The organism is Streptomyces sp. Q2, from assembly GCF_056820935.1.
In genome coordinates this window covers 58,163-76,544 of the sequence record NZ_JBXEJE010000013.1, presented here as the reverse complement: position 1 = coordinate 76,544, position 18,382 = coordinate 58,163, and the positions used below count along the sequence as shown (strand labels likewise).

The following is an 18,382-nucleotide window of genomic DNA, read 5'->3' as shown; positions in this document are numbered from 1 at the left end:
CCGGACGCCTGCCCCACTGGCTATGTTCCGGTTCATGAACCTTCGTCTGCTCGCCCTCGCGGGCGTCGTGGCATGCGCGGTCGCGCTGCCGCTGGCCATGGCGTCCGCGGGACAGGTGGGCGACGAGGGGCGCTCGCCCGTACGTGGCGCTTCCGTACCTGACGCGGTACGTCCTGCCGCACCCGACGCGGGACGTCCTTCCGCGCCACCCGCCGACGCCAAGGCCCCCTCCGCCCGGCAGGCCGGCTCCCCGCCGCCCCTCGGGCTCGGTCTCGACACCGCCGCCCGCTGCGGTCCCGAACTCACCTCCCCCGACGGCATCGAGGCGCAGACGTGTGTGCTGACGCAGGGTGAGCAGACGTGGGCGCGGACCTACTACCGCAATGCGACCGGCGGCGCGCTGGACTCCGTACTGAGCCTCATGGGGCCCGGTGGACGCACCGTGCGGATGCACTGCGCGGTGGGCGCGGGAGACGAGCCGAAGACCTGTGAGACACCCCGGGAGCGCACTCGGGGTAAGCCGGACGATTACACGGCGGTAGCGGAGTTCGCGGAGCGGGCTGGAACCGGGCCACTGCTGCTGCGGTCCGGGAGCAACTCCGGTTCCACTACGGGCAGTTGACGCGTGACGCCGGTGCGTAAAGAGCACGCGGGCATGAAAAGACCCGGTTGCTGGCGACGGGGGATGCACCAGCAACCGGGCTAATGAAACGGTAACAAGAGATCGGCTGTTCGCAAATTCGATCTCTGTTTTTGCTCGGCTATTCGGACACCGATTGGCTTGTCAGGCACGGGAGTTGTGAGCGGAGCCGCCGATTCCGGCGCGGCTCCGTGCGGCTGACCGACCGGTCAGCCGCACGTCCCACGTCAACTCAGCGTGACCTGCCGGTTGGTCAGCCCGCCGCGCGCGCGGCGCTCGTCCACGGTCAGCGGTGCGTCCGTGGCCAGAGCGCCGGAAAGGCGCTCGGCGAACTCGGCGGCCGGCTTCTCGACGTCCTCCGCGGTGACNGGCCCGCCCCACGTCCCACGTCAACTCAGCGTGACCTGCCGGTTGGTCAGCCCGCCGCGCGCGCGGCGCTCGTCCACGGTCAGCGGTGCGTCCGTGGCCAGAGCGCCGGAAAGGCGCTCGGCGAACTCGGCGGCCGGCTTCTCGACGTCCTCCGCGGTGACCGCGCTCGGCAGGTCCCAGACCGGCACGGTGAGCCCGTGAGCACGGAAGGACCCCACGAGACGGGTGCCCTCCCCGAGGCTCGAGCGGCCCGCCGCGTGCAGCCGCGCGAGAGCGTCCAGAAGCTGCTCCTCCGGGTACGGCATCACCCAGCGCAGGTGGTTCTTGTCCGGCGTCTCGCACCAGTAGGCGGCGTCCACGCCGGTCAGCCGCACGGTCGGGATGGCCGCGGCGTTGGCCCGCTCCAGGGAGGCGGTCACCTCCGGCGTGGCGTTCTCCGCGTCCGGGACCCAGAACTCGAAGCCCGGGTGCACAACTGGCTCGAACGCGCCTTCGGGGTCGAGGAGTTCCTGCAGTCGCGGACCGTCCGCCGGGGCGCGGCGGGACTGGACCGGAGTGCCCGGGGCCGCGGTGAGCGCGCGCTGGAGGGTGTCGGCGAGGTCGCGGCTGATGTCGCCCGACGCCGTGTCGTTCTGCAGGCCGAGCAGGACCGAGCCGTCGTCGCGGCGCAGTGCCGGCCAGGCCATCGGCAGGACCGTGGCCAGCGTGACCGACGGGACGCCCTCGGGGAGGCCGCCCCTCAGGGTCAGCCCGACCGTGGCGGCCGGCACCAGCTCGCGCAGCGCCACCCAGTCGCACTCGCCGGACAGCCCCTCGAAGGGGCGCTGCACCAGTTCGGTCACGGCATGCTGGGCGGCCCGGCCGTGGCAGGCCTTGTAACGGCGACCGCTGCCACAGGGGCAGGGCTCGCGGGCACCGACGACCGGGACCTCACCGTCGCTGAGCTGCGGCCGCTTGGCCTTCGTCTGGGGTCGCTTCTTGGCCATCGTGGGTGTCTCCCGGTTACGGCTCGTCTCGTACTGGCGCGAGCCTAGCCGTTTGCGCACTCAACGACCGGTGCCTGTGGACAACGGGACCCGCCGGCCCGTGCGGTTGCCGGACGAATCCGGCGTGGCGGCCCGGCTGGCGCCGGCCTGTGCGACAACGCGCCGGACCTGCGGGACCGGCCGTTCGGTCCAGGTCGTCTCAGTCCAGGTCGTTTTCAGTCCAGGTCGTCGAAGGCGTCCGCGAAGTTCAGCTCGGCCATCTCGGGTATCGCCGAGACCGACGGTGCTCTGGAGGGCTCGGCGGCCCCTCCTGCTCGGGCGAAGTCGCGAGCGGGGGAACGCGGGACGAAGTCGTCCCGTCGGTGTCCGGCGTCCGGATCGTGCACATCGACGTGGACGACGACCCACACCGTGATCTCGCCGCGGGTGTCGTCCCGTACGCCCCAGTCGTCGGCCAGCGCCGTGATGATGTTGAGTCCGCGGCCGCCGTGCGCGGTGACCGAGGGCGTGGCCGGAGCCGGGCGGGTGGGCCCGCCGCCGTCCGTCACCTCGACCGTGAGTCTGCCGCCCGTGTCCACCCGCCATGCGGCCCGGACGTCGCCGTCGCCGGGCAGGGCGTCGCCCAGAGGCCGACCGTGCTTGCACGCGTTGCTCAAGAGTTCGGAAAGAATCAGCACGGCGTCGTCGATGACCGTTTCCGACACACCGCCCCTGCGCAACTGGGTGCGCATACGGTGTCGTGCCTTGCCCACGCCCGCAGGGCCATGGGGTACGGCCATGCTCGACGACGTGGGCACCTCCTGTGCCACCACCAACGCCACCCCCGAGACCTCCTTTGCCCCACGCCACGGTGTGGATGCCCCATTGGCCTGTACCGGAAACCGGCCAATCCACGTCCGGAGACGCATTCGCAACGATCGAACACGGACCGAACGCGCCGGAGCACTCCCCGTAGCCGTCTGGCTGGATTTCGACGGTGTGGCCGGGAACGGAGGATGGGGCCGGTGGGGCCGCCGGGTCAAGAGTCGTGCATCACATGCGGTCGAGGTCGTGCGTCCCGCGGGTGTCGAGGGTCATGCGTCCCGCGGGTCGAGAGTCGTGAGTCACGCGCGTGTGCGTCAGCGGCCGAGCCGGTCCAGCACCGCGCGCGGACGGTTGGTGATGATGGCGTCGACGCCCAGGTCGGCACAGAGGTCGACGTCCTCGAGCTCGTTCACCGTCCACACGTGCACCTGGTGACCGGCTCCCTTCAGACGCTCGATGTACGCCGGGTGATTGCGCACGATCCGCATCGACGGGCCCGCGATCCGCACGCCCACCGGCAGCCTGCCGTCACGCAGCCGGGGCGAGACGAACTGCATCAGGTAGACCGTCGGCAGCATCGGCGAGGCGCCCCGCACCCGGTGCAGCGAGCGCGCCGAGAAGCTCATGACCCGCACCGGCGACTCGGCCGCGGACGCCGGAGCGTCCAGGCCGAACCGCTTCAGCAGCACCAGCAGCCGCTCCTCGACCTGCCCCGCCCACCGCGTCGGGTGTTTGGTCTCGATCGCCAGCTCCACCCGGCGCCCCGCGTCGGCGACGAGCTCCAGCAGCCGCTCCAGGGTGAGCACGGAGGTGTCCTCGCGGTCCTCGGGGCGGAACTCCCAGTCGGGCTCCTCGTCGCGCGTGCGCCAGAAGTCGCGGGTCTTGCGGGAGCCGAAGTCCAGGGCCGCGAGATCGGCGAGCTCCAGGGCGGAGACCGCTCCGCGGCCGTTGGACGTACGGTTGACGCGACGGTCGTGGACGCAGACGAGATGGCCGTCCGCGGTCAGCCGGACATCGCATTCGAGGGCGTCGGCGCCGTCCTCGATCGCCTTCCGGTACGCGGCCAGCGTGTGCTCGGGGGCCTCCTCCGAGGCTCCGCGGTGGGCGACGACCTGAATCCGGTGCTGTCGTACGTGGGTCACGGCGTCATGGTGCCACCGCACGGGGGTACGCGTGCGAACGGAGGCCTTGGGATTGCGGCCCATATGTCCTACATGCCCTATATAAGGAATGGCCGCAGACCCACAGGCACCGCTTATGGTGCTCTGACGGCCTGTGGGAAAAGCTGACGGCATACAAAAACACACGCACAGCTGCATCGCGCCGGACCGTCGACCAACGCGAAGCGTGAAGCGCGTGACCCGAGTGCGACCGACAACGACAGCCGTGGACCGAGGAGAGAAGCTGTGAGCACCGAGAACGAGGGCACCGCGGTACCCCCCGCCCCGTCCGCACCCCCCGTGCCGGTGGATGCTCCCGCTGCTTCGGCGCCCCAGGAGCCCGCCGCTCCCGGCACGGGCGCCCCGACGACTCCGCATCCGCCGACGTCGCCGAGCGCCTCCGGCGACCAGGAGCAGCAGCTGGTGCACGCGGGCCACGCCCCCGCCTACGCCGCGACCGGCCCCGGCGGCACTCCTCAGGAAGGCCCCGCACCGCAGGGTGCCTGGCCGCCCCCGCCGCCCCCGGCCACCCAGTCGTACGCCGATGCCGGTTCCAGTGGCTCCCCGTACTCGGGGTACTCGGACGGCGGCTCAGGCGACGGCTCCGGCGGCGCGGGAGCAGGCTGGGGCGCCGCCTATCAGCAGCCCGCGCCGAAGCCCCGCAGCGGGCGCGGTGGCCTCGTCGCCGCCGTCCTGGTGGCCGCGCTGGTCGCGGGTGGCCTGGGCGGCGGTCTCGGCTACACCCTGGCCAAGAACGACGACAACAGCTCCTCCACCACCGTCTCCGCCTCCGACAGCGGCGGCTCCGTCAAGCGCGACCCGGGCACGGTGGCCGGCGTCGCCGCCAAGGCGCTGCCCAGCACCGTCACCATCGAGGCCGAGTCCACCAGCGGCGAGGGCGGCACCGGCACCGGATTCGTCTTCGACACCGAGGGCCACATCGTCACCAACAACCACGTGGTGGCCGACGCGGTCGACGGCGGCAAGCTCACGGCGACCTTCCCGAGCGGCAAGAAGTACGACGCGGAGGTCGTGGGCCACGCCCAGGGCTACGACGTGGCGGTCATCAAGCTCAAGAACGCCCCCTCCGACCTCAAGCCCCTCACCCTCGGCGACTCGGAAAAGGTCGCGGTCGGCGACTCGACGATCGCGATCGGCGCCCCCTTCGGCCTCTCCAACACGGTCACGACGGGCATCATCAGCGCGAAGAACCGCCCGGTCGCCTCCAGCGACGGCACCGGCAGCAACGCGTCCTACATGAGCGCCCTGCAGACCGACGCCTCGATCAACCCCGGCAACTCCGGAGGCCCGCTCCTCGACGCGCAGGGCAACGTCATCGGCATCAACTCCGCGATCCAGTCCAGCAGCAGCGGCGGCCTCGGCGGCACCAGCCAGTCCGGCTCGATCGGCCTCGGCTTCGCCATCCCGATCAACCAGGCCAAGTACGTCGCCCAGCAGCTGATCAAGACCGGCAAGCCCGTCTACGCCAAGATCGGCGCGTCCGTCTCCCTGGAGGACGGCACCGGCGGCGCCCAGATCACCGAACAGGGCGCCAGCGGCTCCGACCCGGTCGAGTCGGGCGGCCCCGCCGCCAAGGCCGGCCTCAAGGCCGGCGACGTCATCACCAAGCTCGACGACCGAGTGATCGACTCCGGCCCCACCCTCATCGGCGAGATCTGGACCCACCAGCCCGGCGACAAGGTCACCATCACCTACGAACGAGGCGGCAAGACCCACACGGTCGAACTCACCCTCGGCTCCCGCACGGGCGACAGCTGACCCACACCGCCCCGCACCAACCGTTACTCTTGTCCCGCGCTGCCGGTGGCGGCGGCGCGGGGTGGGTTGCCCGAGCGGCCTAAGGGAACGGTCTTGAAAACCGTCGTGGCAGCGATGTCACCGTGGGTTCAAATCCCACACCCACCGCAGCAGGTCAGCGTAGGTGCTGGTCAGAGGGGGCGCCCCCGGTTATGGGGCGCCCCCTCTGACGTTGCAGCCTGTCTCACCCCGCCTCGCCCATGTCACTTCGGATGAGTCAGCCGCTGACATCCGCGTTGGCTGCCCAGTATCCGGAGAGCCCCGGCCACCAATCCGGGTGTTCGTTCACCACTTGGACCAGCACAGGCGAAGTAGCACGCAATTCGAGGGCGAACCCCTTCCACCCGTCGTAGCTCTTCATTTCCGGATTGAGCGCAGTGATCAGGAGGCCGTAGTTCACCGTGTCGGCAAGCATGCGCGTGAGAGTGAGAACACGGACACGGACATCCTCCTGTGCGGGAAGATCAGCGCGGCCGTAGAGATAGGTGTGCAGCTCGGGGTCTGCTGCGATGAAGCTCTCAATGTGGTGCAGCCGTTCCATCCCGTGGTGAATCGCGGCCGCACCAGCGATGCCGTTGTTGATCGCTGATTGTCGAGCCAGCTCCCGCGTCTGCCATGCCGAGATCAGCAATGACGCGACCACGCCGATCGACGCAACCACACCGAAGATGTCGGCCACCTCGGCCCCCCCGAGTCGCAAGTACCCGGGCTCTACCCCAGTCCGGTGATCAAGTAACGGGGGTGAGGCCTGTCTGTCACGCAGGCAGGCCGAGTGCCGCCGAATGACTATTCTTTGGCCAGGACGGTCTGGGAGGAGTTGGGCTGGCGATGAATCTCCTGGTCAACGCTGCTCCGTCGCTGCACGTCACGCGGCTTCTGTCCGGGGCGCCCCTTCGCGCGTGACCCGCTGCCTACGACGCCGCCCGCAACAACCGCAACTGACCGATCTCCGCCGCGTTCTTCATCAGCTCGGCGTTCGCCCAGGCGAGCATGTCGGCGATCGTGTGCTCGGGGTCGTCCTGCCAGGGGAAGGGGGCTGTGGCGGACAGGTCGGTGTCGGTGAGGCGGGCCAGGGCGGTCAGCCAGGCGGTGCGGAGGTCGCGGAGCCATTCGACCGTGGGTCTTCCGGCGCCGGGCCAGGTGACGTCGGTTCGGGCGCGGGGCGGGCGGCCTTCCACGTGGTCGAGTGTGAGGCCCCACCACCAGCCGATGTGCCAGCTCAGCCAGGCGATGGTCGGCACGGGGACCGGGTCGGGCTCGGTGTCCGCCCAGTCCGGCCGCCAGGTGCCGTCGGGAGTCCTGCGTACCGTCCAGCAGTGGGGCACCGGTTCCCACAGGAAGTCCTCGGGTTCGAGCCGGTCGAGATGGTATTCGAACAGCGACCAGGTGAGGTCGAACTGGCGGCGCAGCAGGTCGGATGGGGAAACGGTCACCGGGCGACACTGGCACACCGGCAGCCCGGCGGGATACGGGATTTCCGGGGCTACAGCTCGTAGTCCCGCGCCAGCTCGTCCCACGCGATGTCCCGCAGCGTGGTCTCCGCGTCGCAGCCCGACGGCACCTGTGTGGTGGGCTGGAACCAGACGACCGTGAGCGCGGAGCGGTACAGGATCGGGTCGTGGTCCGGGTGCAGGGCGGCGGAGCGGAAGGAGCCGACGCACGCCACGGAGGGCAGGACCTCCACCGGGCCGAAGCCTCCGGCGTACTGGTCGGGGTACTCGCGCGGGGCGGGACGAGGTGCACGGGTGTGGTGGGGAAGGTGCGCTCGGCGGCCCGCAGGAGGCCCTTGATCCTCATCTCGTTGAGCGGTTTGCACGGGTAGCCCTCCAGCATCCCGCCGTACGTCGAGGACAGCTGTAGCTCGGAGAGGTCGAGGGAGCGGCCGGAGGTGAGGACCACGCGGGTCAGGGACATGGTCGGCACTCTAGGGCGGTCGTGCATCGTGCTCCCGTGCTCCCGTGCATTTTGGTCTCCGTGAATTCCGGTCTCCCGTGAATTCCGGTTCCCTTGGTCCTGAAGACGGTTCTGAAAATGGTTCCCCCTTGGCCCTGAGGATTTCGCCGGCTACGCGTGCGCCCTGTCCGTTACGGCTGGTGCCCCGTCATCCGTGCCGCCGACGCGATCGTCGCGCGGGCCTCGCGTTCGCCGAGGCCGGTGTTCAGGGCCGCGTCGACCAACGGGTCGACGAGGGCGGGGCCGATGCCGTCCTCGTAGGCGCGGCAGGCGGCCCAGAACAGGCGGGTGTTGCGCTGGCCCTCGTGGGCGGCGAGCACGAACTGGACGAGGCCCTGGCCGTGCCCGCCGGTCGACGGGGGCGTGGGGTGAGGGCTGCGGGGTGGCGGGAGCAGGAGGCGGAGCAGCGCGGGCGGGCAGGCCGCGGGCGCGAGGTGGGCGGTGCCGGGGGCGGTGGCGTACGCGCCGTGGTCGGTGCGAGAGCCGGGGCCCACGAGGTAGCCGCCGGCGCCCCGGATGTCGATGCCGGGAGCGAGCCGGCCGGCCGAGTTGGGGACGACGACGTCGGGCGGGCCGCTCAGCCAGAGGTGGCGGCCGCCGCTGGGGGTCAGGACGACGACGGTGTCGGGGATCGTGAACAGGTGGCGAAGGGCCAGTTCGCGCAGGGCGGCCGAGGAGTCGGTGTCGGACTTGATGTCGAGGTCGACGCCGATCAGATGGTGGGGCGGGAGGCCGCAGGCGATGCCGTAGCCGGTCGCCCAGGGCGCGGCGGCGAACAGTTCGCGGATGCGTGCCGGGTCGGTGGCGGCGTCGTAGACCCCGTGGCCGAGGCGGCCGCACTCGCCGTGGCAGAGCGGGACCGTGGGGTCGTCGCGGTGGGGGGAGCGCAGGGCCGGGAGCTTCGTCCGGGACAGGGGGATGACGGCCAGTCCGCGTTCGGCGGCTGACAGGGCGTGTGCGAGGGCCAGCGTCGTGGCCTGCCGGTCGGTGGTGGCCATACGTCTATGTTCGTACGTGTGTTCGAAAAAGGGAAGGGGGTGCGGGTTCGGCGAGCCGAGCGGGGCGGATTGGCTGGAAGTGTGTGGGAACGCTTCCCCTCTTGCCGGGCTTGGGTGGTGTGTATGCACTTCTCCCGTATTTGGGCGGAACGTAACGAGCAGAGTTTATTGACATGTCATCACACTTGAGGGCGAATCACGGCTTCCGAGGTGATTCGCCGGGGTTTCGGTGAGCAACTCTGATCTCGCGACGTCGTGCACCAGCACCGGGGCGGTCGGCCAACTGCCCTGGCGAAAGCCGTACTTCACGTAGGACCGGCTCTGCAGCCGGTACGTGCACTGTTCTGGAGGAACAACTTGGCAAGCATCCGTACCGCCCGCGTCATCGCCGCCGTCTCCGCCCTCCCGCTCGCTGCCGCGCTCTTCACCGGCGTCGCGACGGCGGACAACGGTGCCTTCGCGGACGACGGATCGAACGCGGGCGTGGCGACCGTCGACGGCAGCGGCACCGGGCTCGACAACCACGGCAACTCGTCCACCACACAGCAGCAGGCGATCGGCTTCGGAGCCTCGAACCAGAGCAACACCGCCCAGGTCAACGCCTCCGCGTTCACCGCCGTCAACCAGGGGGGCAACAACACGTCCGTCAACTTCACCCCGCTGTGGTGGTGATCTGAGGGAGCCGCTGCGTCGGCGACGGCTCTCCGATCCTCCGTGCACGGGGTGCTCTGTGGGGGGATGAAAAGCGTCTGCACGGCGGTGCCACGGCATCGCCGCGCAGGCGTTTTCACCAGCGGACCACCGGCCTTGACGCCCCTTGACGGCCCCAACAGCCCTTGACGGCCCTCGACGGCCCTTGACACTCAGTTCTACCTGACGGACAGTCAGAAATCTTCGTGAAATCAGTGGGAACCGACCCGGCGGCTGCGGTGTACCAGAAGTGTCAACGCATTGCGGCACGAGATGACGAGGGGGCGATGGTGCACAGCGAGCAGGGGGTGAGCGATCACGCGGTGGGCCACCTGGACCACCCGGGCCACCCAGGCGACCCGCGTGACCTGGAGAAACGGCTGAAGGCCTATGAGGGAAAGCCCTCCGCGGTCGCCGGCCTCGGCAAGGACCCTGTCAACGCGCCCATGATCCGGCACTGGTGCGAGGCGATGGGGGACACCAACCCGGCGTATGCGGGCCCGGACGCCATCGCCCCGCCCACCATGCTCCAGGTGTGGACCATGGGCGGCCTCTCCGGCCACAGCGGCCACGTCGGCAGGACGGAGGCGTACGACGAACTCCTCGCCCTTCTCGACGAGGCGGGCTGCACCTCGGTCGTCGCCACCGACTGCGAGCAGGAGTACGTGAGAGCGCTGCGGCCCGGCGACGAGGTCACCTTCGACGCGGTGATCGAGTCGGTGTCGGAGCGCAAGACGACCAAGCTCGGCACCGGGTACTTCGTGACGACCCGTATGGACGTCACAGTGGGCGAGGACCTCGTCGGCACCCACCGCTTCCGCATCCTCAAGTACGCCCCGGCAAGCCGACGGGAGAAACCACCGCGCCCTCGTCCCGTCGTGAACCGCGACAACTCCGGCTTCTGGGAGGGCGTCCGGCGGCACCGGCTGCTGATCCAGCGCTGCACCGGCTGTGGCACCCTGCGCCACCCCTGGCTGCCCGGCTGCAACAGTTGCGGCTGCCCGGAGTGGGACACGCTCGAAGCGAGCGGCGAGGGGACGGTCTATTCGTTCGTCGTCCTGCATCACCCGCCCTTCCCCGCCTTCGATCCTCCGTATGCGGTCGCCCTCATAGAGCTGGCGGAGGGCGTCCGAATGATCAGCAACGTGGTCGGGGTGCCGCACGACGACGTGCGGATCGGCCAGCCGGTCCGGCTCGAATTCCAGCAGTGCGACGAGGAGTTGGTGCTGCCAGTCTTCCGCGTCCGGGAGGAGATTTCATGAAACCCGTGACACCGATGACACCCATGAAGCCCGTGACACCGATGACACCCATGAAGCCCGTGACACCCATGGATTCCATGGCACTCATGGAATCCATGAAACGCGGTGACGAACTCCCGCCGCTTCGAATCCCGATCACCCGCACCCTCGTCGTCGCCGGAGCCATCGCCTCGCGCGACTACCAGGACGTCCACCACGACGCCGAACTGGCCCGGCAGAAGGGCTCGCCCGACATCTTCATGAACATCCTGACGACGAACGGCCTGGTGGGGAGGTACATCACGGACCACTTCGGCCCAGGGGCCACACTCCGCAGGGTGGCCATCAGACTCGGTGCCCCCAACTACCCGGGTGACACGATGGTGTTGACGGGCACGATCGAGGACGTGACCGAAGACACCGCGATCGTCCGCGTTGTCGGGACCAACGCCATCGGCAGACACGTGACCGGCAGCGTGACGGTCACCGTACCGGTGGGGGAGGCGGGATGAGCGTACGCACCCGCGACACCCTCGGCGGACGGGCGGCGATCGTCGGCATCGGGGCGACGGAGTTCTCCAAGGACTCGGGCCGCAGCGAACTGCGCCTCGCGGCGGAGGCGGTGCGGGCGGCACTCGACGACGCCGGGCTGCGGCCGGCCGACGTGGACGGGATGGTCACGTTCACGATGGACACCAGCCCGGAGATCACCGTGGCCCAGGCCTGCGGGATGGGCGAGCTGTCCTTCTTCTCCCGCGTCCACTACGGCGGCGGCGCCGCCTGCGCGACCGTCCAGCAGGCGGCACTGGCCATCGCCGCGGGCGTGGCCGAGGTGGTGGTCTGCTACCGCGCCTTCAACGAGCGGTCGGGGCGGAGATTCGGCTCGGGCGTGCAGCACCGGGAGCCGTCGGCCGAGGGGGTGGCGCTCGGCTGGTCCCTTCCCTTCGGGCTGCTCACCCCGGCGTCATGGGTGGCGATGGCGGCACAGCGGTATCTGCACACATACGGCTTGACCCCGGAGGCCTTCGGACACGTGGCCGTGGTGGACCGGGGGCACGCGGCGACCAACCCGGCGGCGTACTTCCACGGCCGGCCCATCACCCTCGCCGACCACGCGGCCTCCCGCTGGATCGTCGAACCGCTGCGGCTGCTTGACTGCTGCCAGGAGACCGACGGCGGCCAGGCGCTCGTCGTCACCTCGGCGGAGCGGGCCCGCGACCTGCCCCATCCGCCCGCCGTCGTCGCGGCGGCCGCCCAGGGCGCGGGCCGGGCGCAGGAACAGATGACCAGCTTCTACCGCGACGACCTGACCGGCCTGCCGGAGATGAGTGTGGTGGCCCGCCAGCTCTGGCGGACCTCCGGATGCGGCCCCGCCGACATCGACGTGGGGATCCTGTACGACCACTTCACACCGTTCGTGCTGATGCAGTTGGAGGAGTTCGGGTTCTGTACGAAGGGGGAAGCGGCGGACTTCGTGCGACGGGCCGAGTTGCCCCTCAACACCCACGGCGGACAGCTCGGGGAGGCGTATCTGCACGGTATGAACGGCATAGCGGAGGGAGTGCGGCAGCTGCGGGGCACGGCGGTGAACCAGATACCGGGCGCCGAGCGGATCCTGGTGACGGCGGGGACGGGGGTGCCGACGTCGGGTCTGGTGCTTACCGCCGACGGATGAACCGGCACGGGGAGGTGTGCACCCACCCCCAGGGGTAAACCCGCAGTAGGCCGAGCCCGCTCGTCCACCTTCAGGAGGTGGAGCCAGCACCACCCCTACAACCTGAGGCGGACTCGTCTTCGGGACCTGCGGCCGATGAGCGCAAGGCGCCCTCGCTCATAGCGTGGAGCCATGACCACACCCGTCTGCACCAGCGCTTCGAAGGCCGCCACGCCGGCGACGCAGACCCTTCCGTACCCCTCGTTCTCGTCGTACGTGAAGGCCCGCCAGCCGGTGCTACTGCGTACCGCCCGGTCGCTGACCGCGAACCCGAGCGACGCGGAGGATCTGCTGCAGACCGCTCTGACCAAGACGTATGTCGCCTGGGAGCGGATCGAGGACCACCGTGCCGTGGACGGCTATGTGCGCCGGGCGCTGCTGAACACGCGGACGTCGCAGTGGCGCAAGCGCAAGGTCGACGAGTTCGCGTGCGAGGAACTGCCCGAGCCGGAGGCGGCGCCCGCCGGTGACGACCCGGCCGAGCACCAGGCGCTGCACGACGCGATGTGGCGGGCGATCATGAAGCTGCCCGCCCGGCAGCGGGCGATGGTCGTCCTCAGGTACTACGAGGACCTCAGCGAGGTGCAGACGGCCGAGGTGCTCGGGGTGTCCGTGGGTACGGTGAAGTCGGCGGTGTCCCGGGCGCTGGGCAAGCTGCGCGAGGACCCCGAGCTGGTGCTGGCCCGGTAGTGCCGGACCAGTACCGTCTTCACACGTCGACCGCAACGTGACCTGATCGATCACGCTTTCCTAGTGACATACCGCGCGGTATGCGCGCAGACTTTGCGCAGCCCTTACCACCGCCTAGGCAATGTCGCCCCGGGAGGACACCGTGCTGAGCACGATGCAGGACGTACCGCTGCTGATCTCGAGGATCCTGGCCCACGGGTCGACGATCCACGGCACATCACAGGTGATCACATGGACCGGTGAGGGTGAGCCGCACCGGCGCTCCTTCGCCGAGATCGGCGACCGCGCGGCCCAGCTGGCACACGCACTGCGGGAAGACCTCGGAGTCGCGGGCGACGAGCGGGTGGCGACGCTTGCCTGGAACAACGCCGAGCACGTCGAGGCCTACTTCGCGATCCCCTCCATGGGCGCAATCCTGCACACCCTCAACCTCCGTCTCCCCGCCGAGCAGCTGGTGTGGATCGTGAACCACGCGGCCGACCGGGTCGTGATCGCCAACGGTTCGCTGCTGCCGCTGCTCGCCCCGCTGCTTCCGCACCTCAAGACGGTGGAGCACGTGGTGGTGTCGGGTCCGGGCGACCGTTCGCTGCTCGCGGGCGCCGACGCCGTCCAGGTGCACGAGTACGAGGAGCTCATCGCCGGGAAGCCGACCACGTACGACTGGCCGGAGCTGGACGAACGCCAGGCTGCCGCGATGTGTTACACCTCCGGCACGACGGGTGACCCCAAGGGCGTGGTGTACAGCCACCGTTCGATCTACCTGCACTCCATGCAGGTCAACATGGCCCAGTCGATGGGCCTGACGGACCAGGACACCTCGCTCGTCGTGGTCCCGCAGTTCCACGTCAACGCCTGGGGGCTGCCGCACGCGACCTTCATGACCGGCGTGAACATGCTGATGCCGGACCGGTTCCTCCAGCCGGCCCCGCTCGCCGACATGATCGAGTCCGAGAAGCCGACGCACGCGGCCGCCGTGCCCACCATCTGGCAGGGCCTGCTCGCCGAGCTGACCGCCAAGCCGCGTGACGTCTCCTCCCTCACCCAGGTCACCATCGGCGGCTCCGCGTGCCCGCCCTCGCTGATGGAGGCGTTCGACAAGCTGGGCATGCGGGTCTGCCACGCCTGGGGCATGACGGAGACGTCCCCGCTCGGCACGATCGCCCGCCCGCCGGCCCATGTGGTGGGCACCGAGCAGGAGTTCGCGTACCGCCTGACCCAGGGCCGTTTCCCGGCAGGTGTCGAGGCCCGCCTCACCGGCCCCGGTGGCGAACGCCTGCCCTGGGACGGCGAGTCGGCCGGCGAGCTGGAGGTGCGCGGGGCCTGGATCGCCGGCGCCTACTACAACGGCTCCGACGCCGAACCGCTGCGCCCCGCCGACAAGTTCAGCGAGGACGGCTGGCTCAAGACCGGTGACGTCGGCACCATCAGCGCGGACGGGTTCCTCACCCTCACCGACCGCGCCAAGGACGTCATCAAGTCCGGCGGCGAGTGGATCTCGTCGGTGGAGCTGGAGAACGCGCTGATGTCCCACCCGGACGTCGCCGAGGCGGCCGTCGTCGCCGTCCCCGACGACAAGTGGGGCGAGCGCCCGCTGGCCACGGTCGTCCTCAAGGAGGGTTCCACCGCCGACTTCGAGACGCTGCGCGCCTTCCTCGCCGACGAGGGCCACATCGCCAAGTGGCAGCTTCCGGAACGCTGGTCGATCGTCGAGACGGTGCCGAAGACGAGCGTCGGCAAGTTCGACAAGAAGGTGCTGCGCAGGCAGTACGCGGAGGGCGAGCTGGACGTCACCAAGCTCTAGCCCCGGCGCAGTACCGGTCCGTCATGCGGCGGGCAGGCTGCCCAAGGGTGCCTGCCCGCCGTGAGTCGACACCGACCTCATCACCGTCGTGCGGCCGTAGTGGCCCATCCCAGCGCCAGCCACACACCCGCCACCGCGCACACCCCGCCCCACCCGAAGTGGGTGAACGCCGAGCCGGCCAGGGCCGAGGCGATGGCGCCGCCGGCGAAGCCGGCCACGACGTAGGCGGTGTTGGCGGTGGCCGGGGTGGAGGTGGTGGTGAGGGCGAGGGTCTGGTTGGCGACGTGGGAGGCCACCAGGGCCGCGTGAACGGCGATCGCGGCCACGAACAACGACACCATCACGTGCCCGCCCAGCCAGAACAGCGGTACGGACGCGGCGGCGAGGAGATACGCGGACCGCACGACCTTGGTGGCACCGAAGCGGTCGACGAGGCCGCCGGCCAGGGGCGCGACCACGCTCGCCGACAGGCCGAAGAGGCCGAAGAGGCCGGCTGTCGCGGTCGAGAGGCCGTAGCCCGCCGCGTCCTCGCTCGTCAGCAGGAGTGCCAGCGAGGTCCACAGGGCGCTCCAGGCGCCGTACATCCCGGCTTGGCGGACGCACGCGCGCCACAGGTCGGGAGAGCGGCGGACGACGGACGGCAGGGCGGCGAGTCCCGAGAACAGGGGGCCGGTGCGCGGGGCGCGGTGCTCGACGGGCAGGGCGTAGGCCGTCAGCAGGCCCAGCGCGGCCGTCAGTACCGCAGCGCCCACGAACACCGTCCGCCAGCCGAAGGCCTGCCCGGCGAGGCCGCCGAGGACGCGGGCCGCGACGACGCCGGTGAACAGGCCCGCGATGACGGCCGCGACATGGCGGGCGCGCCGGTCGGCGGGGGCGCGCTGGGCGACCAGCGGGACGAGGAGTTGCGGGACGACGGTCGCGGCGGAGGCGACGAGGACCGCGGCGGCGAGAGCGGTGGTCCCGGCGGCCGTCGCGCCGGTGACCAGCGCCGCGGCGGTGACCAGGGACAGGACGGCGACGAGGCGGCGCCGGTTCACGCTGTCGCCGAGGGGGGCGAAGACGAGGAGGCCGGCGGCGTAGCCGAACTGCGCGACGGAGGCGACCCAGGCCACGGCGGAGGGGGTCGAGCCGAAGTCGCGGGCGATGAGGGGGAGCAGCGGGGCCGCGAGGTAGATGTTCGCGGCGGTGACGGCGGTGGCGAGGGCGATCAGGGGGAGGAGGAAGCGGGCGGCGACACCGGGCTCCCGGGTCGGGGTGCGGGCCTGCTGGGCGGTGACTGCTGTCGGCATGGCGGGGACGTACTCCTTGGAGTCCTTGGCACTTGGAGTTCTTGGAGCCAGCTCTAGCAACTAACTGGTTGGTTGGAACGTCCAACAGTGTGGACCGCACCCGAATTCCCTGTCAACCAACCAGTTGGTTGCAAGGGTCGTGTCCGGCGGTACCCTGCCCCCATGGCAGTCAGAGACCCCGCAGCCACCAAGGCCCGGATCTACGAGGCGGCGGTCGCCGAGTTCGCCCACCACGGCATCGCGGGCGCCCGCATCGACCGCATCGCCGCCGCGGCCAAGGCGAACAAGCAGCTCATCTACGCCTACTTCGGCAACAAGGCGGAACTGTTCACGCAGGTCCTCAGCACGCGCATGGTCGACCTCGCCGCCGCCGTCCCCGTCGACCCGGACGACATCGAGGGCTGGATCGACCGACTGCTCGACTACCACGCCGCCCACCCCGAACTGCTGCGCCTCCTCTTCTGGGAGGGCATCGAGTACGGCACCGCCGAACTGCCCGACGAGACCGAGCGCCAGGACCACTACACCCGCAAGGTCGCCGCCATCGAGGACGGCCAGGCCCGGGGCGTCATCACCGACGCCTTCCCGCCCCGCGACCTGCTCTTCCTGCTGACAGCCCTGGCCAACTGGTCCGCCGCCGTCCCGCAGATGCGCCGCATCCTCACGGGCCCGCAGGACGCGGACCGCGCCCGCCTGCGCGCCTCGATCAAGGAGGCGGCACGCAGGCTGATCGCGCCCTAGCGACGCGTGACGCGTGACGCGTGACGCGTGACGCGGGTCTTCGGGGAGGGCTGCTAGTTGGTCCCGATCCGGGCCAGCAGATCCACGATCCGCGCCTGCACCTCGCTGCTGGTGGACCGCTCGGCAAGGAAGAGCACCGTCTCCCCCGACGCCAGCCGCGGCAGGTCCGCCTGGTCGACGGCGGCCGTGTAGACGACGAGCGGAGTGCGGTTGAGCTGCCCGTTCGCGCGCAGCCAGTCCACGATTCCGGCCCGCCGCGGATGCACCTGCATCAGGTCCATCACCACGAGATTCGGCCTGAGCTGTCCGGCCAGCGTCACCGCGTCCGCGTCGCTCGCGGCCCGCGCCACCTGCATCCCGCGCCGCTCCAGCGTCGCGGTCAACGCGAGCGCGATCTCCGCGTGCTCCTCGATCAGCAGCACGCGCGGCGGATGCTGTTCGGTGTCACGCGGCGCGAGCGCCTTGAGCAGTACGGCGGGATCGGCGCCGTACGCCGCCTCCCGCGAGGCCTGCCCGAGCCCGGCCGTCACCAGGACCGGCACCTCCGCGGCAACGGCGGCCTGCCGCAGCGACTGCAGCGCGGTCCGGGTGATCGGCCCGGTCAGCGGGTCGACGAACAGCGCGGCGGGGAACGCCGCGATCTGCGCGTCGACCTCCTCGCGCGAGTGCACGATGACCGGCCGGTACCCACGGTCGCTCAGCGCCTGCTGGGTCGTGACGTCGGGCGCGGGCCACACCAGCAGCCGCCGCGGGTTGTCCAGCGGCTCCGGCGGCAACTCGTCGTCCATCGGCTGCGGCCGCGGGGTGTCCGCGATCTCGACGGCCCCACCGGGACCGTCCAGCGGCTCGGGCCCCTCGGCGGCGTTCTCGTCGGGCGCCCCTATGGCGTACGACCGCCCGTTGCCCTCGGTCGCCCCTACGAGCCGGGACTGCCCGGCGAGCGAGGGCTGGGACTGGGGTTGCGGCGGTACGGCGGGCTGCTCGGCCGACGGGTGCGGACGGGCCGTCTGCTCGGGCGCCGTCGCGGCGGCGGGGTCGAGCCGGGTACCGAGCTTGCGGCGCCGGCCGGAACCGCCCGGCTGGTTCGGGGGCGGCGTGGCCGACGGCAGCGGCCCGACCGCCGAGCCCTGCTGCACCTGCACCGCCTGCCGATTGAACGGCACACCCTGCCCCAACGTCCGCACACTGATCGCCCGCCCCTGCGTGGAGTTCGGGTCCACGGGCGCGGAGGCGGCCTCGGCGGGGAGCGGTTGGGCGGCACGGTGGTGGGCTGCGGTGGCAGTGGTGGGTCCGTTGGCCACGAGGGCCGCGTTGCTCCCGTTGGCCTCCGGGGGGAGGGGGGTGCCGGGGTGGGGCTGCGGGGGTTGCGGGTTCTGTGGGGCCTGCGGGTTCTGCGGGGCTGCCGGGGTGGGAGGTACGGCGGCGGCGCCGTTCGGCGGTACGACGGGCATGGCGGCGCCGGTGGTGTCGTCGGCGGCGGGCCATGGC

At 70.8% G+C, this 18,382-nt stretch carries 17 protein-coding genes, 1 tRNA gene and 2 pseudogenes; 10 read left to right on the top strand and 10 right to left on the bottom strand.

Annotated elements, in window-relative coordinates:
- The first annotated feature begins 34 nt into the window (after positions 1-34).
- Entirely contained in the window at positions 35-622 is a 588-nt protein-coding gene (locus ACWBNA_RS16275; RefSeq protein WP_482705045.1) for a hypothetical protein, read from the top strand.
- Between the two features lie 245 nt (positions 623-867).
- Here ACWBNA_RS16275 and ACWBNA_RS16270 read toward each other — a convergent pair.
- From ACWBNA_RS16270 to ACWBNA_RS16255, 4 genes and pseudogenes are all read right to left on the bottom strand, one after another.
- Positions 868-1,008 (bottom strand): annotated as a pseudogene (locus ACWBNA_RS16270) (DUF5926 family protein); the annotation flags it as partial.
- 21 nt (positions 1,009-1,029) lie between these two features.
- Complete coding sequence (locus ACWBNA_RS16265; protein WP_482705044.1) at positions 1,030-1,995, bottom strand: DUF5926 family protein; 966 nt, start codon at positions 1,993-1,995, stop codon at positions 1,030-1,032.
- Positions 1,996-2,210: 215 nt separating this feature from the next.
- The gene (locus tag ACWBNA_RS16260) at positions 2,211-2,903 is read right to left on the bottom strand and encodes an ATP-binding protein (RefSeq protein WP_482705043.1); all 693 of its coding nucleotides are present in this window, start codon (positions 2,901-2,903) and stop codon (positions 2,211-2,213) included.
- Positions 2,904-3,113: 210 nt separating this feature from the next.
- On the bottom strand, positions 3,114-3,941 hold the full coding sequence (locus ACWBNA_RS16255) for a glycerophosphodiester phosphodiesterase (RefSeq protein WP_482705041.1): 828 nt from the start codon (positions 3,939-3,941) through the stop codon (positions 3,114-3,116).
- 264 nt (positions 3,942-4,205) lie between these two features.
- Here ACWBNA_RS16255 and ACWBNA_RS16250 point away from each other — a divergent pair, with 264 nt between their 5' ends.
- Together ACWBNA_RS16250 and ACWBNA_RS16245 are read left to right on the top strand one after the other, a co-directional pair.
- Positions 4,206-5,738 (top strand): S1C family serine protease, encoded by a 1,533-nt coding sequence (locus ACWBNA_RS16250; RefSeq protein WP_482705040.1) that lies wholly within the window; start codon positions 4,206-4,208, stop codon positions 5,736-5,738.
- Between the two features lie 60 nt (positions 5,739-5,798).
- Positions 5,799-5,885, top strand: a tRNA-Ser gene (locus ACWBNA_RS16245).
- A gap of 109 nt (positions 5,886-5,994) precedes the next feature.
- Here ACWBNA_RS16245 and ACWBNA_RS16240 read toward each other — a convergent pair.
- The 4 genes and pseudogenes from ACWBNA_RS16240 to ACWBNA_RS16225 form a co-directional block, all read right to left on the bottom strand.
- Positions 5,995-6,456, bottom strand: coding sequence for a hypothetical protein (locus ACWBNA_RS16240; RefSeq protein ID WP_482705039.1), 462 nt, complete (start codon positions 6,454-6,456; stop codon positions 5,995-5,997).
- A gap of 232 nt (positions 6,457-6,688) precedes the next feature.
- Entirely contained in the window at positions 6,689-7,210 is a 522-nt protein-coding gene (locus ACWBNA_RS16235; protein WP_482705038.1) for a DinB family protein, read from the bottom strand.
- A gap of 50 nt (positions 7,211-7,260) precedes the next feature.
- Positions 7,261-7,691: pseudogene (locus ACWBNA_RS16230) on the bottom strand (hypothetical protein).
- Positions 7,692-7,861: 170 nt separating this feature from the next.
- Positions 7,862-8,728 carry a bifunctional DNA primase/polymerase gene (locus tag ACWBNA_RS16225; RefSeq protein ID WP_482705037.1) on the bottom strand — a complete coding sequence of 289 codons (867 nt, stop codon included), beginning with the start codon at positions 8,726-8,728 and terminating at the stop codon, positions 7,862-7,864.
- 357 nt (positions 8,729-9,085) lie between these two features.
- On the opposite strand from ACWBNA_RS16225, the gene ACWBNA_RS16220 reads away from it, so the two are divergent.
- From ACWBNA_RS16220 to ACWBNA_RS16195, 6 genes are all read left to right on the top strand, one after another.
- Positions 9,086-9,400, top strand: coding sequence for a hypothetical protein (locus ACWBNA_RS16220; protein ID WP_482705036.1), 315 nt, complete (start codon positions 9,086-9,088; stop codon positions 9,398-9,400).
- A gap of 305 nt (positions 9,401-9,705) precedes the next feature.
- Positions 9,706-10,680 (top strand): bifunctional MaoC family dehydratase N-terminal/OB-fold nucleic acid binding domain-containing protein, encoded by a 975-nt coding sequence (locus tag ACWBNA_RS16215; protein WP_482705035.1) that lies wholly within the window; start codon positions 9,706-9,708, stop codon positions 10,678-10,680.
- Between the two features lie 95 nt (positions 10,681-10,775).
- Positions 10,776-11,171: a MaoC family dehydratase gene (locus tag ACWBNA_RS16210; protein WP_482705151.1), complete on the top strand. Its 396-nt coding sequence runs from the start codon at positions 10,776-10,778 to the stop codon at positions 11,169-11,171.
- Positions 11,168-12,334, top strand: coding sequence for a lipid-transfer protein (locus tag ACWBNA_RS16205; RefSeq protein ID WP_482705034.1), 1,167 nt, complete (start codon positions 11,168-11,170; stop codon positions 12,332-12,334). The genes ACWBNA_RS16210 and ACWBNA_RS16205 overlap by 4 nt, the downstream gene beginning before the upstream one ends.
- 171 nt (positions 12,335-12,505) lie before the next feature.
- A complete protein-coding gene (locus tag ACWBNA_RS16200; RefSeq protein ID WP_482705033.1) occupies positions 12,506-13,063 on the top strand; it encodes a SigE family RNA polymerase sigma factor in 558 nt (185 codons plus the stop codon).
- Positions 13,064-13,184: 121 nt separating this feature from the next.
- Positions 13,185-14,864, top strand: a complete 1,680-nt coding sequence (locus ACWBNA_RS16195) for a long-chain fatty acid--CoA ligase (protein ID WP_482705032.1) — start codon at positions 13,185-13,187, stop codon at positions 14,862-14,864.
- Positions 14,865-14,944: 80 nt separating this feature from the next.
- Here the strand turns inward: ACWBNA_RS16195 and ACWBNA_RS16190 are convergent, their stop codons facing one another.
- Positions 14,945-16,153: an MFS transporter gene (locus ACWBNA_RS16190; protein ID WP_482705031.1), complete on the bottom strand. Its 1,209-nt coding sequence runs from the start codon at positions 16,151-16,153 to the stop codon at positions 14,945-14,947.
- 162 nt (positions 16,154-16,315) lie between these two features.
- On the opposite strand from ACWBNA_RS16190, the gene ACWBNA_RS16185 reads away from it, so the two are divergent.
- Positions 16,316-16,894: a TetR/AcrR family transcriptional regulator gene (locus ACWBNA_RS16185; RefSeq protein WP_482705030.1), complete on the top strand. Its 579-nt coding sequence runs from the start codon at positions 16,316-16,318 to the stop codon at positions 16,892-16,894.
- A gap of 53 nt (positions 16,895-16,947) precedes the next feature.
- Here the strand turns inward: ACWBNA_RS16185 and ACWBNA_RS16180 are convergent.
- Positions 16,948-18,382, bottom strand: a 1,435-nt coding sequence (locus ACWBNA_RS16180) for a response regulator (protein WP_482705029.1), incomplete at its 5' end; no start/stop codon positions are given.

What these genes read in the sequence shown, in the direction of transcription:
- ACWBNA_RS16275 (WP_482705045.1), top strand. Translation starts at nt 35, where the DNA reads ATGAACCTTCGTCTGCTCGCCCTCGCGGGCGTCGTGGCATGCGCGGTC.
- ACWBNA_RS16265 (WP_482705044.1), bottom strand. Translation starts at nt 1,995, where the DNA reads ATGGCCAAGAAGCGACCCCAGACGAAGGCCAAGCGGCCGCAGCTCAGC.
- ACWBNA_RS16260 (WP_482705043.1), bottom strand. Translation starts at nt 2,903, where the DNA reads ATGCGTCTCCGGACGTGGATTGGCCGGTTTCCGGTACAGGCCAATGGG.
- ACWBNA_RS16225 (WP_482705037.1), bottom strand. Translation starts at nt 8,728, where the DNA reads ATGGCCACCACCGACCGGCAGGCCACGACGCTGGCCCTCGCACACGCC.
- ACWBNA_RS16215 (WP_482705035.1), top strand. Translation starts at nt 9,706, where the DNA reads ATGGTGCACAGCGAGCAGGGGGTGAGCGATCACGCGGTGGGCCACCTG.
- ACWBNA_RS16210 (WP_482705151.1), top strand. Translation starts at nt 10,776, where the DNA reads ATGAAACGCGGTGACGAACTCCCGCCGCTTCGAATCCCGATCACCCGC.
- ACWBNA_RS16205 (WP_482705034.1), top strand. Translation starts at nt 11,168, where the DNA reads ATGAGCGTACGCACCCGCGACACCCTCGGCGGACGGGCGGCGATCGTC.
- ACWBNA_RS16200 (WP_482705033.1), top strand. Translation starts at nt 12,506, where the DNA reads ATGACCACACCCGTCTGCACCAGCGCTTCGAAGGCCGCCACGCCGGCG.
- ACWBNA_RS16195 (WP_482705032.1), top strand. Translation starts at nt 13,185, where the DNA reads ATGTCGCCCCGGGAGGACACCGTGCTGAGCACGATGCAGGACGTACCG.
- ACWBNA_RS16190 (WP_482705031.1), bottom strand. Translation starts at nt 16,153, where the DNA reads ATGCCGACAGCAGTCACCGCCCAGCAGGCCCGCACCCCGACCCGGGAG.
- ACWBNA_RS16185 (WP_482705030.1), top strand. Translation starts at nt 16,316, where the DNA reads ATGGCAGTCAGAGACCCCGCAGCCACCAAGGCCCGGATCTACGAGGCG.